Source organism: Paracoccus fistulariae (assembly GCF_028553785.1).
GTDB lineage: Bacteria > Pseudomonadota > Alphaproteobacteria > Rhodobacterales > Rhodobacteraceae > Paracoccus > Paracoccus fistulariae.
The window spans coordinates 1,332,759-1,345,639 of sequence record NZ_CP067136.1; the positions used below are offsets into that span (position 1 = coordinate 1,332,759).

The 12,881-nt window shown below is 64.5% G+C and carries 10 protein-coding genes; 1 reads left to right on the forward strand and 9 read right to left on the reverse strand.

From position 1 onward, the window contains the following. Window positions 1–7: 7 nt before the first annotated feature. The 4 genes from JHX87_RS06590 to JHX87_RS06605 all read right to left on the reverse strand — a co-directional run bounded on the left by JHX87_RS06590 (window position 8) and on the right by JHX87_RS06605 (window position 5,975). Window positions 8–1,198 carry an acetyl-CoA C-acyltransferase gene (locus tag JHX87_RS06590; protein ID WP_271883361.1) on the reverse strand — a complete coding sequence of 397 codons (1,191 nt, stop codon included), beginning with the start codon at window positions 1,196–1,198 and terminating at the stop codon, window positions 8–10. Beyond that, window positions 1,198–2,730, reverse strand: coding sequence for a class I adenylate-forming enzyme family protein (locus JHX87_RS06595; protein WP_271883362.1), 1,533 nt, complete (start codon window positions 2,728–2,730; stop codon window positions 1,198–1,200). Before JHX87_RS06595 ends, JHX87_RS06590 begins: the two co-directional genes overlap by 1 nt. Next, window positions 2,727–4,700: a TRAP transporter permease gene (locus JHX87_RS06600; RefSeq protein ID WP_271883363.1), complete on the reverse strand. Its 1,974-nt coding sequence runs from the start codon at window positions 4,698–4,700 to the stop codon at window positions 2,727–2,729. Before JHX87_RS06600 ends, JHX87_RS06595 begins: the two co-directional genes overlap by 4 nt. A gap of 135 nt (window positions 4,701–4,835) precedes the next feature. Beyond that, window positions 4,836–5,975, reverse strand: a complete 1,140-nt coding sequence (locus tag JHX87_RS06605; protein ID WP_271883364.1) for a TAXI family TRAP transporter solute-binding subunit — start codon at window positions 5,973–5,975, stop codon at window positions 4,836–4,838. Window positions 5,976–6,274: 299 nt separating this feature from the next. Here JHX87_RS06605 and JHX87_RS06610 point away from each other — a divergent pair, with 299 nt between their 5' ends. Next, on the forward strand, window positions 6,275–7,066 hold the full coding sequence (locus JHX87_RS06610; protein WP_271883365.1) for an IclR family transcriptional regulator: 792 nt from the start codon (window positions 6,275–6,277) through the stop codon (window positions 7,064–7,066). Here the strand turns inward: JHX87_RS06610 and JHX87_RS06615 are convergent. From JHX87_RS06615 to JHX87_RS06635, 5 genes are read right to left on the reverse strand one after another with little or no spacing between them, the layout of a single operon-like run. Then, window positions 7,063–8,790, reverse strand: coding sequence for an acyl-CoA dehydrogenase family protein (locus JHX87_RS06615; protein ID WP_271883366.1), 1,728 nt, complete (start codon window positions 8,788–8,790; stop codon window positions 7,063–7,065). The two genes, JHX87_RS06610 and JHX87_RS06615, sit on opposite strands and share 4 nt — an antisense overlap. Next, the gene (locus JHX87_RS06620) at window positions 8,787–9,578 is read right to left on the reverse strand and encodes a citryl-CoA lyase (RefSeq protein WP_271883367.1); all 792 of its coding nucleotides are present in this window, start codon (window positions 9,576–9,578) and stop codon (window positions 8,787–8,789) included. Before JHX87_RS06620 ends, JHX87_RS06615 begins: the two co-directional genes overlap by 4 nt. A 16-nt stretch (window positions 9,579–9,594) precedes the next feature. Further along, window positions 9,595–10,230: a 3-oxoacid CoA-transferase subunit B gene (locus JHX87_RS06625; RefSeq protein ID WP_271883368.1), complete on the reverse strand. Its 636-nt coding sequence runs from the start codon at window positions 10,228–10,230 to the stop codon at window positions 9,595–9,597. Further along, window positions 10,227–10,892, reverse strand: a complete 666-nt coding sequence (locus JHX87_RS06630) for a CoA transferase subunit A (protein WP_271883369.1) — start codon at window positions 10,890–10,892, stop codon at window positions 10,227–10,229. Before JHX87_RS06630 ends, JHX87_RS06625 begins: the two co-directional genes overlap by 4 nt. Before the next feature lie 20 nt (window positions 10,893–10,912). Then, window positions 10,913–12,859: a TRAP transporter permease gene (locus JHX87_RS06635; protein ID WP_271883370.1), complete on the reverse strand. Its 1,947-nt coding sequence runs from the start codon at window positions 12,857–12,859 to the stop codon at window positions 10,913–10,915. Window positions 12,860–12,881: the final 22 nt, after the last annotated feature.

A 12,881-nucleotide genomic window follows, 5' to 3' on the forward strand; every position in this document is an offset into this window, starting at 1 on the left:
TCCGCCCTCACTCTACCCGTTCGATGACCATGGCGATGCCCTGCCCCACGCCCACGCACATGGACAGGCAGGCATAGCGACCGCCCGTCCGCTCCAACTGGCGCATGGCGGTCAGCAGGATCCGCGCGCCCGACGCGCCCAGAGGGTGACCCACGGCGATGGCGCCGCCATTCGGGTTCAGGCGGCTGTCAGCGGGATCAAGCTGCAATTGCTTGCAGCAGGCCAGAACCTGACTGGCAAAGGCCTCGTTGATTTCGATCACATCCATATCGGCCATCGTCAGGCCCGCGCGCTCCAGCGCCTTGGGCACGGCAAAGCCCGGACCGATACCCATGATGCGCGGTGGCACCCCCGCAATCGCGCCCGAAACGATCCGCGCGCGGGGCTTGGGCCCCAGATCGCGCGATCCGATCAGCAACGCGCCCGCCCCGTCATTGACGCCCGAGGCATTGGCGGCGGTGACGACACCGCCTTCGAACAGCGGCTTCAGCGAGGCCATCTTGTCCAGCGAGGTGCCGGGGCGCGGATGTTCGTCGGCATCCACCACCGTCACCGCGCCCTTGCGCCCCGCGATCTCGATGGGCAGGATTTCGTCGGTGAAAAAGCCCTCGGCCCGGGCGGCCTCGTATTTCTGCTGGCTGGCATAGGCATATTCGTCGCATTCCTGCCGACCGATCTCGTAATCGGCGGCCAGATTGTCGGCGGTCTGCGGCATGGTGTAATCGCCGAATTCCTTGGCGAAACGCTTGTTGGGGAAGCGTGTGCCGATGGTGGAATCATACATTTCCGGCTGCCGCGCCCAGGCGCTTGCGGATTTCGCGACGACAAAGGGCGCGCGGGTCATGCTTTCGGTGCCGCCCGCCAGATACAGATCGGCCTCGCCCACCGTGACCGAGCGTGCGGCATCCAGTGCCGCCGCCATGCCCGAACCGCACAGCCGGTTGACCGTCAGCCCACCTGCGGCTTCGTGGACACCGCCCAGAAGCCCCGAAAACCGCGCGACATTGCGACTGTCCTCGCCCGACTGGCAGACATTGCCCAGGATCACATCCTCGATCCGGTCGACCGGCAGATCGGAACGCTGGATCAGGGCGGCGATGACCCGCGCGGCCAGATCGTCGGGCCGGATGCTGGCCAGCGCACCTGCGTGGCGACCAAAGGGGCTGCGCAAACCGTCATAGATATAGCCTTGAAGCATCAGTTCCGTTCCTTCTGTTCCAACTGCGCGGCGAAATGGGCCAGCAGTTTGCTTTTCAATATTTTTCCGGTCGCGGCCTGCGGCAGCGCATCGGCAATGATGATCCGCGCGGGCAGCTTGTAGGGGCCCACGCGCGCGCGCATCCAGTCGCGCAACTCATCCCCGGTCACGGGGCCATGGGTGGTCACGAAGGCGATGACGTCCTCATCGCCGTCACGGGCCATGCCGACCACCGCGCTCATGGTGACGGCGGGATGGGTCGACAGCACCGCCTCGATCTCGGGCGGATAGACGTTGAAGCCGGAATGCACGATCAGCTCTTTCAAGCGGCCGACGATATGCAGGGCGCCATCGGGATCCTGCCGCGCCAGATCGCCGGTGCGCAGAAAGCCGTCCTCTGTCAGTGCGGCGCGCGTGGCGTCGGGATTGCCGTAATACCCCTTCATCACATTCGGCCCGCGCGCCCATAATTCGCCGACGCCATGCTGATCGGGATTGTGGATCAGAACCTCCATCCCTGGCACTGCCACCCCGACCGAGGCATCCTGACGCGGGCTTTCCATCCGCGTGGTCGCGATCCCGGGCGAGGCCTCGGTCTGGCCATAGCCGTTATGCAGCGTCAGGCCAAAGGCCCTCTCGACCCGTTGTTTCAGGCCCAGATCCAGCGGCGCGCCGCCGGCATAGATATAGCGCAGTTTGTGCTCGGGCCGATGGATCCCGCGTTCCCCCATGCGTTTCAGCAGGGCGGCAAAGATCTGTGGCACGGCCGGCAGGATGGTCACATCATTGGCTAGATGCTCCAGCACCTCATCGGCGTCGAAACGTGGCATCACGATCAGTCGCGATCCCCGCGCCAGCGCCGCCAGAAAGACCGAGGTCAGGCCAAAGATATGCGTGCCGGGCAGGACGGCCAGCGTCGTATCATCGGGCGAGATCCGCCGCAGCCCCGAGGATGTCCTGCACATGTAAAGAAGATTGCCATGGGTCAGCATCACGCCTTTCGGCTCGCCCACCGTGCCGCTGGTATAGATCAGCGCCGCGACCTGATCCGGCCCCTGCTCGACCGGCTCGGCCCTGGCCTCGCGCAAGGGCGAGACCAGCAATTCGCCGCAAGCCAGGCGCCCCAGCGACACCGCCTCCATCCGATCGGCATGGGCGCGCGAGGCTGCCGAGGCCTCGGGCGTGAACACGACGCAGCGGATATCGGCAACCTCGGTCAGGCGGGCAACTTCGGCTTCCGTCAGGCGGGCATTGACCAGCAGAACCCAGGCGTCAAGCTGGCTCAGCGCCAGCACGGCGGCCAGATAGGTGGCGCTGTTTTCCGACAGCAGCATGACCCGGTCGCCCGGGCGCACGCCATGGCTGCGCAGCCGATCCGCCATCCGCGCCACCAGCGAGGTCAGATCGCCATAGCAATAGGCCGTGCCGTCATGGTCCCACAGCGCGATGCGCGACGGCTCTGCCTGCAGCAGCAGATCGTGGATCCGGCGCAGATCGGCGGTCGTGGCTTCGATGGTCGGATCGGTGCTCATATCCGCGCCCCCTGTGTCCGCCGGTCGCCGCGCCGATAGGCCAGAAACAGGGGCGGCGCGGCCAGAAGGATGCCAAGCGCGGCAGTGGTGCCAAAGCCCACCCCGGCAAAGGGCATGGCGGGCATGGCGATAAAGAACCCGCCCACTGTCAGCATGACGCGCAGCAGATATTCGCCCCGCCCGGTCAGCGGGCCCAGAAAGCTGACAAAGCCCTGCAGCCCCATGCTGATCAACCCGACCCCCATGAAGGCGCATGTCACCGCCAGCATTACCTCACCCGCCGAGGAATTGCCGATCAGCGACGGGTTCAGCACGAACAGGAACGGCACCAGATAGATGATGCTTCCCAGCCGCATCGCCTCGAACCCCGCGCGCATCGGGCTGGTCCCGGCCAGCGAGGCCGCCGCATAGGCGCCCAATGCAACCGGCGGCGTGATATAGCTAACCATGCCCCAATACAGGATGAACAGATGCACCGCCATCCGGTCCAGCCCCCCGGCCTCTAACGCCGGGGCCAGCACGATGGCCAGAAAGATATAGCAGGCCGTCGCCGTCATCCCCATGCCGAAGACAAAGGCGGTCAGCGCCCCCATGATCAGCAGCACGAAGACATTGTCGCCCGCGATGAACAGCAATTCATTGACCAGCGTTCCGGCCAGCCCCGTGGCCGAGAAAGCCCCGACGATCAGGCCGATGCCCAGGATCACCGCCGTCAGTTCGGCCAGTCCGGTGCCGATGCCCAGGATCACGTCCAGGAATTTGCGCGCCGTCATGCGATGGCTTGGCATGAACTGGTTGATGATCAGCAACAGCACCACCGAATAAAAGGGCGCGGCGGTTTCCTGACGCAGCACGACCATCATGAAAATCAGCAGGCCAAAGACCAGCACATAGGGCCATCCCTTGCGCATCGTCTCGGCCAGCCGGGGAACCTCGGACCGTTCCAGCCCTCTTAGCCCGCGCCGCGCCGCATAGGCGTCGATCTGGGCGAACAGCGCAAAATAGAACAGCGCCGAGGGGATGGCCGCCGCCAGCACGATATCGGCATAGGGCACCGACAGGAATGAGGCCATGACAAAGGCCGTTGCCCCCATGATCGGCGGCATCAGCACCCCCCCGGTCGAGGCGCAGGCCTCGGTCGCGGCGGCGGTCTTGGCGGAAAATCCGGTGCGGCGCATGGCCGGGATCGAGACGACGCCCGTGGTCAGCACGTTGGAAATCACGCTGCCCGACATCGAGCCCATGAAACCGCTGGCAAAGATCGACACCTTGGCCGCCCCGCCGCGATAGCGCCCGACCAGCCCAAGCGCCAGATCGTTGAAGAACACCCCGCCGCCCGTCTGCTGTAGAACCGCGCCAAAGATGATGAAGCCGATCACCACCCCGCCAAAGGCCTTCATCGGGATCCCGAAGATGCTTTCAGACGAATAGACGTGATAGGAAAAGGTCTCGCTCAGCGTGCTTTGAAAGCCCGAGAACGGGGCCGGGACATAGCCTGCGAATGACGGGTAAAAGGCCAGAAGCGTCACGATGATCGCCAGAACCAGACCGCCTGCGCGGCGCGTCCCTTCCAGCACCAGCGCCGCAAAGGCAAAGGCCATCCATTGCGCAAAGGGCGGCGCGGCGAATTCCCACCCCTCGCTGAGGTTCTGCATCGCGGTCGCGGCGACATAGCTGCCCGTGACCAGCGTCAGGCCCGCCAGAAGCCAGTCAAGCGGCGCGGCGCGCGTGGTCCGCTGACCGCGACTGTCGAAGGTCAGAAAGGCGCAGGCCAGAAACAGCGAGGCCAGAATATTCAGATATCGGTTATCCAGCAGCGTCAGCCCGAACAGGCGCAGGTTGAACAACTGGTTCACCACCAGCACCAGACCCGCGACTGTCAGCACGGCCAGCGCATAGTCGCGCGGCGTCAGGGGCAGCCTTTCGGCAACGGGCTGATCGTCTTGAGAAGTCGTTTCGGCTGTCTGCATCCTGGTCTCCTCTCCAAGCGCAAGGGGATGCGGGACCGTGACCCCGCCTCTGGAAATGACGCGACCGGCAGGCCGCATCATCAGCCGTATGCAAAGGGTTCCGCGTCACCGCTGTGGCGGCGCGGAGCCCCGATATCAGAAGACGACCTGCAGCCCCGCATCGGCCAGCGCCTTGCGCCGCGCCTCGCCCCAGGCGGCTTCCCAGTCCTCGGGGTTTTCCGCGACCAGCTTGTCCCAGGCCGCTTTCAGCGTCTGCTGGCGACCGACCAAAGCATCGTTGTGGGCCTGCGCCGCATCGCTCCAGACGCCGGCCTCCTTGAAATAGCGGATGGCCCCGTCGTGATAGGGGACGACCCATTCGAAATTCTGCCGGTCCAGCGCCCAGCCGCTGATGCCGGGAACCTTGCCGTCATAGGTCGGGAACAGCTCGATCATGGCCTTGGTCATGTTATAGACCAGATCCTCTTCCGTCTCTGCCATCGCGATCAGCACCGGATAGGGATAGGCAGCGCCGTCAACGCCCTCGGTTCCGTCCAGATTGGCGCCGACCGTCATCCGCGTCTTGGAAAAGAAGGGCGCGATTGTCGTCAGCCTTTCGAAGGCTTCGTCATCATTGGGGTCCATGCTGGGCCAGCTGATGCCGCGCGGGCTGGAGGCCGCCTCATAGGCCGGGCCGCTATTGGTCGAGGTAAAGACCGCGTCCACCTGCCCGTCCATCAGCGCCTGCCAGGACGCGCTGTAGCCGCCGAAATCGACGCGGGTCACATCGTCCCAGGTCAGCCCGGCATAGGCCAGATAGGCGTCCATATTGACGTTCAGGCCCGGCGCACCGGTGATCCAGGCAATCCGCTTGCCCTTCAGATCGGCATAGCTCTCGATCCCCAGATCCCCGGCAACGGCCACGGACAGGCCGATATCGCCGCTGTTATTGGCCAGCAGCAGGCGGATCGGTTGCGGGCCCCATTTCTGCTCACCGAATTCAAAGGCGCCCTCCTGCGCCATGAAGCTGCCGCCGACGCCGGTTGCCGAAAACTGCACCCGGCCCTGCCGCAAGGGTTCGGTCCGCGAGACGTCGTTCTTGCCCGGCAGCACCCGCAGGCTGGTTCCCGTCGCCTTCTGGATTTCACCGCCGATGGCGACGGCCTGATTGAACCCGCCAGAGCCGGTATCATAGGCTGTCCAGGACAGCTGGCGCGGCAGATCGATCTCTTGTGCCTGCGCGCCGGTTCCCAGCAGAACGGCCAGCCCCAGGGCGGCATCTCTTACTCGCTTCATGGTTCCTCCTCCCATGCGCGCCTTGATCGGCGCTAATTTTTGCGAACAGATGGTTCGCATAGCGAACGAAGGATGCCACAAACTGATGCTATGTCAAGCGACCCCAGACGCGTAATTTGCTAAATTGCCTGCTCATAACGGCATTTTCAGGCTGCAAGACCGCCGGATGATGCCTGCCCGCGCGCTCGCAACCGTCAAGCTGTCAAACTGTCTGTTCGCATAGCGGAATTGCGTCTATACTCACGCGACAGTCGGCAGTGGCCCGCTTTACGGGTCGCGCAACAGAAGGAAGATCACCCATGGACGAGATTGCATCGCTTCGGGATGAGGGTGACGAAAATGACCGCCAATTCGTGACGGCGCTGGCACGGGGGCTGGATATTCTGGGCTGCTATGGTCCCGATGACCGGTATCTGACCAATCACGAAATCGCCGCCCGCACCGGCCTTGCCCGGCCGACCGTGTCGCGGCTGACCCATACGCTGATGAAAACCGGACATCTGCACCGAGATGAGGGCAATGGCGCCTATCGGCTGGCGGCCAAGGTGCTGCATCTGGGCTTTGGCGCGCTTGCCGGGATCAACCTGGCCGAGCGCGCGGGCGAGGTCATGTCGGCATTATCCGGCGGCCCGAACCCCTATCTGACCATCGCACTGGCCGAACGCAGCGGTGTCCGCGCGATCTATCTGGCGGCGCGGCGCCAGCGTCAGGCGGTGTCGCTGTCGATTGATGTCGGGGCCAGGCTGCCGCTGTTCTATTCGGCCATCGGGCGCGGGATTCTGGCCGGCATGACCGAGGATGAGCGGCAAGAGGTGCTGCGCATGGGCATTGCCGAATTTCCCGGCCAGCGCGAGCGTATGGAGAAAAGTCTGGACGACATTGCCCGCGATTATGAAACCTATGGCTATTGCACCAGTTTCGGCGCCTGGAAGCCCGAGATCAACGCCATCGCCGCCCCTGTCCGGTCGCTGGACGGGACTTCGGTCTACGGGCTGAACATCGGCGGCCCGTCCTTCCTCGTTTCGCCCGAGGAATTGCACGAAGACTATGGCTATCGCCTGTTGCAGGCGGTGAAGGAACTGGGCGGCTAAGCGGCGTCCAGCCCGGCGCGCTGCAGCAGGCCCGGCAGCCAGTCGGGCTCTGTCCCGGCGGGTGTCAGCGGATCGCGTGGCGACAGTTTGTGGTCAAGAACCAGTCGTGCCAGGGACACCCGATCCGTGGCAACCTGCGCCTCCTGCGCCGACAATTGCGCCGCTTCCCAGGCCATGAAAACCGCCGCCGTCACGTGATAAAGGGCCGAGGCCGCACGCCGGGTTTCCTCGGTTGCGCCGCCGCCATCACTGGCCTGCGCCATCAGCGCGCTGCTGCGCTGCAACGCGTCGGCCAGCGGTTCGGCCAGATCGGGGGGCACATCGTCCAGAAGATCGCGCAGATAGGCCGCCAGCGCCGACAGCGCCCCTTCGCGACGGGCGGCGCGGGCCACATCCAGCGCCACGATATTGCTGGTTCCTTCCCAGATCGAACCCAGATGCGCGTCGCGCAGGATCCGGGCATCCGACCATTCCTCGATATAGCCGCAGCCACCGCGCACCTCCATCGCGTCGCCTGCGACCTTGCGTGCGTCGCGGCAGGTGCGGAACTTGATCAGCGGGGTCAGGATGCGCAGCACCGGCGCCATCGCCGCATCGCCCGCATCGGCGGCGGCCAGCACCCGCGCGGTGTGAAAGACCATGCTGCGCCCCTCTTCAGCGGCCAGCAGCATCTTGGCCAGTTGTCGGCGCATCAGCGGCATCTCGATCAGGCTGCTGCCGAACGCGGTGCGGTGCCGGGCGATGAACAGCGCCTCGGCCACGGATCGACGCATCATCCCGGCGCTGCGCACGCCATTGGCCAGCCGCGACATGTTGATCATATCCGTCATCTGCCGGAAGCCCTGCCCGGGATCGCCGACCAGATAGGCGGTCGCCCCCTCCAGCGCGATCTCGCCCGAGGCCATCGAGCGGGTGCCCAGCTTGTCCTTCAGCCGCAGGATCCGATAGGCATTGCGCCGACCGTCCGGCAGATGCCGGGGCAGCAGGAACAGCGACAGCCCGCGCGTCCCCGCGCCACCCCCTTCGGGCCGGGCCAGCACCATGGCCAGTTCCGCATCAGGATTGGAACAGAACCACTTATCGCCATAAAGCCGCCAGTCGCCATCCTCCAGTCGTGCCACCGTGTCGATGGCGCCCACATCCGATCCCGCCGCCTGTTCGGTCATGAACATCGCGCCCTGGAACAGCGTATCCATATCCTGCGATGTCAGCCGGTCCAGAAAACGGTCCTGCAAGGCGTTGGATCCGAATTTGCGCAGCGTGCGGGTCAGCGAATCCGTCATGCTGAGCGGGCAGCACAACCCGAATTCCGCCTGCACGAACAGAAAGACCAGGGCATATTTCGCCATCGGATGCAGCCGGTCGGGCAGATCGAAGACACCGCCCCGATGCGACATCGCCGCCAGACCGAAATCGCCAAAGGCGATCTGCTCCATCTGCTGATAGGCGGGATGTTTCTCGATCCGCTCGACGGGCGCGCCGGTGCGGTCGCGGATCGACAGGCTGGGCGGGTTCTGATCCGCCGCCAGCGCCAGCGTTTCCAGCCTGTCGCCAACCAGCGCGCCCATGCGGTCCAGTTGCCCGAGGATGACCGGCGCGATCTTTTCGGGCAGATAGATCGACAGCAGGGACCGGAAGGCCGGATCGGCGCGGAAGGCATTCGTGCCACGGCTGTCATGGATGTTGCGATAGCTGGCCGGACCCGTGGCGCGGTGATCCTTCATGCCTCCGGTCCGTTATTCTTCAAGATCTCTTCTTCCGTCCGCTGCCACATTTCGAAGGCAATCGGGTCGCTGCGTTCCTCCAGCAGGTGCCCCACCAGACCGATCGAGCGCGCCATGACGCCAAAGCCGCGCACGATCTGCCAGGGAAAGCCGAATTCGCAGCAGATCGCGCCGATCGCGCCGGTCGCGTTGATCGGCAGGGATTTGCCGCGCGCGGCCTCGGCCTTTTGCTGGATGCGCTGCATCAGATCGACATAATCGCCCGACAGGCCATTCTCGGCCGCGATCTGGAACAGGCGCGGTGTGCGCGGATCGACCGGCTTGTGCAGCGGATGGCCAAGGCCCGGAATGATCGCCTTGCGCGCCGCGAAATCATCGACGACCTGCTGGGCAAGGGCGTCCAGATCCGCGCCCTGCCCGGCCTGATCCGGCGGAAGCGCGTCATAGAGCATGCGCGCCGCCCCCTCCATCGTGCCGACAAAGACCGTGCCCAGCCCGTTCAGCCCGGCGGCAACCGCGCCCTGCAGCGATTCCGGCGCGCCAAGATAGGTCAGCCGCGCCACCATGGCCGAAGGGGTGATGCCATGTTCCACAAGGGTGATGACAATGGCATTGAACACGCGCGACTCTTCGGGCGTGGGCTTGCGATGGGCGGTCAGCAGAAAGGCCAGATCGCCCAGATTCATCTGGCCCAGGATCTCGCTGGGCAGATCAAGCCCGCGCACGGTGATGCGGTCGGCGGTGCTCCAGCCGATTTCAGAGGTCAGCTTATCCCTGCGTTTCGGCACGGGCGTCTCCTTTTCGTCAGATGTGAATGCGCGCGTCGGTGACGGCCTGAACCTCTTCCAGCGAATTGCCGGGGGTCAGATCGACCAGACGAAAGCCCTCGGGCGTGATGTCCAGCACCGCCAGATCGGTAAAGACGCGGGTGACGACCCCCAGACCGGTCAGCGGATAGGTGCAGCGTTTCAACAGCTTGGGGCTGCCGTCGCGATCAACGTGGCGCATCATCACGAAGATGCGCGGGACGCCGACGACCAGATCCATGGCCCCCCCCACGGCCGGGGGAAATTTCTCGTCCAACGTCGCCCAGTTCGCCAGATCGCCATTCTCGGCCACCTGATAGGCGCCCAGCACCGCGATATCGATATGCCCGCCCCGCATCATCGCGAAGCTGTCGGCATGTTCGAAATAAGCGGCGCCACGGGCTGCGGTGATATAGCGCTTGCTGGCGTCGATCAGTTCGACATCCTCGGTGCCCGGTTCCGGCGTGGGGCCGACGCCCAATATGCCGTTTTCGGAGTGATAGATGACCTCTCGGCCATCGGGGACGTGGCTTGAGACATGGGTAGGCTTGCCGATCCCCAGATTGACGTAAGAGCCGTCGGGAATGTCGCGGGCAACCCGCGCGGCCAGTTCGCTGTCACTCATGGATTTCATGGACGCACCCCATATTCTACAACACCTTGAACAAAGATCCCCGGCGTCACGACGCGTTCGGGGTCAAGCGGCTGATCGGACAGATGGCGCACCTCGGCGATGGAGTGGCGCGCCGCAGACGCCATGATCGGGTTAAAGTTCCGCGCCGTGCCGTGATAGCTGAGATTGCCCCAGGGATCGCCCTGCTCGGCCCGCAGCAGGGCAAAATCGGCGGGCAATGGCGCCTCCAGCACATAGCCGCGCCCGTCGATCATCCGGGTTTCCTTGCCCTCGGCCAGCAGCGTCCCAAAGCCCGTGGGCGTCAGGAACCCGCCAAGCCCCGCACCTGCCGCGCGGATGCGTTCGGCCAGGGTGCCCTGCGGTACAACCTCCAGCGCGATCTCTCCGGCTTCGTAGCGGCGTTCAAACCAGACCGATCCAGGCGAACGCGGGTAAGAGCAGATCACCTTGGCGATGCGGTTCGCCTTCAGCAGCTTGGCGATGCCGGTTTCGCCCGCCCCCGCATTATTGGCGATCACCGTCAGATCGGTCGCGCCCTGTTCCAGCAGCGCATCGATCAGCCCGAAGGGAATCCCGGAAGAGCCGAAGCCCCCGATCATCACCGTCGCCCCATCCGTGATCGGGGCAACGGCGGTTGCAAGGTCGGTCAGTCGTTTGTCCATATATGTCGTCCCTCAGACAATCACGCGCGTGACGGCGTGCTGCGATGTCCAGTTGCCAGATTGATGGCAATCACTGCGATCAGAATGCCTGCGCCGATCAGGCTGGTGAAAAGCTCGGGGAAGATGATCAGCACGCCGCCTGCGGCAAAGGCCACCCGGCTGACAATGCCGATCCTGCCCACCTTGTAGATCCAGCTTTCGAAAGAGGCGGTAATCGCCCAGATCGCGATCAGCGTCAGGCCGACACGCTCTACGATGCGGATAAAGCTGCCCTCCATGATCAGCGCCGGATCATAGACGAAGATAAAGGGCAGCACGAACAGCGGCATGCCCAGACGCATGGCCCGAAAGCCGGTTTCCATCGGCTTCGACCCGGCCACATTGGCCGCCGTGATCGCGGCAAGCGCCACCGGCGGCGTGATATAGGACAGCATGCCCCAATACAGAATGAACAGATGGCTGGCGATCGGATGCAGCCCGGCCTGAACCAATGCCGGCGCCAGCAGGATCGACAGGAAGATATAGCAGGCCGTGACCGTCATCCCCATGCCAAGCACGAAGCTGGTCACCGCACCCGCAATCAGCATCAGCGCCACATTGCCATCGGCATAAAGCAGCAATTCGCGCGAAAACGCCCCCGCCACGCCGGTATAGGACAGACCGCCCACCACCAGCCCGATCCCCGCCAGCACCGCCACCAGACCGGCGACATTGGTGGCGATATCCAGCAGCAGATCCTTGGCCCGGGACAGCGTCAGCCGGGTCTCTGCCCGGAATGCCGTCGCAACCAGCATCACGACCGAGGCGTAATAGGGCGCGCGCGCCTCCATCCGCAGGACCATCAGCACGAAGATCAGTACCGCAAGGCTCAGCAGATAGGGCCAGCCCGACAGCAGGACCGGCAGGACCGGCGGAATCTCGGCCCGCGGCAGCCCCTTCAGCCCGCGACGCGCGGCATACATGTCCACCTGCAACAGCAGCGCGATGTAGAACAGCACCGCCGGAATGATCGCCGCAATCACGATGCTGGAATATTGCACGCCCAGAAACGAGGCCATGACAAAGGCCACCGTGCCCATAACGGGCGGCATCAGCGTCGCCCCGGTCGAGGCGCAGGCCTCGATCGCGGCGGCATAGCTGGCCGGATAGCCGACCTTGCGCATGGTCGGGATCGAGAACGGGCCCGAGGTCAGGATGTTCGAGATCACGCTGCCCGACAGAGAGCCGAGGATACCCGAGCCCAGCACCGCGACCTTGGCCGGCCCGCCCCGGCTGTGGCCCAACAGGGCCGAGGCCAGTTCCATAAAGAAATCGCTGCCCTTGGTGATGACCAGCACCGATCCGAAGATGACGAATCCGATCACCAGCTCCGCCACGACCTGCATCGGGATGCCGATGATGGATTCGACACCCAGAACATGTGCGCGGATCGCCCCGATGGGGGAATATTGCGTGCCCCACAGAAAGCCGGGCATGTAATCGGCGTAAAGCGGATAGGTCCCGAAAAGCAGCGCGGTGCACAGCAACACCATGCCCCCCGCGCGCCGCACGCCCTCCAGCACCAGCAGGATCAGGATCGTCGCCATGACATCCGCCATCAGGGGCGCGTCATATTCCCAACCCTTGTTGATGATATCCAGCCCGTGAAAGCCCAGCCAGCCCGCGCTGATCAGCGCCAGCGCGGCCAGGATCAGGTTCAGCCAAAGCAGCCCCGGCCGGTCATTGGACGTGGCGGGCAGCACCAGAAAGGCAATCGCCAGAAAGATCCCGATCAGATAATAGAGGTAAGCGTTCCCAAGCGGCTGAAAGCCAAAGAGATTCAGCAAAAACTGCTGATTGACTGCCAGAACGATACCGATGGCGCCCAGCAGCATGACCAGCCAGCGCAATCGCTGTCGCCGGGGCTGATGCACCACCTCGGTCGCGTCGGCTGCGTCGGGCTGTTCGGGGCTGTCTTGGGACACCATCACATATCCTTACAGGGAAAAG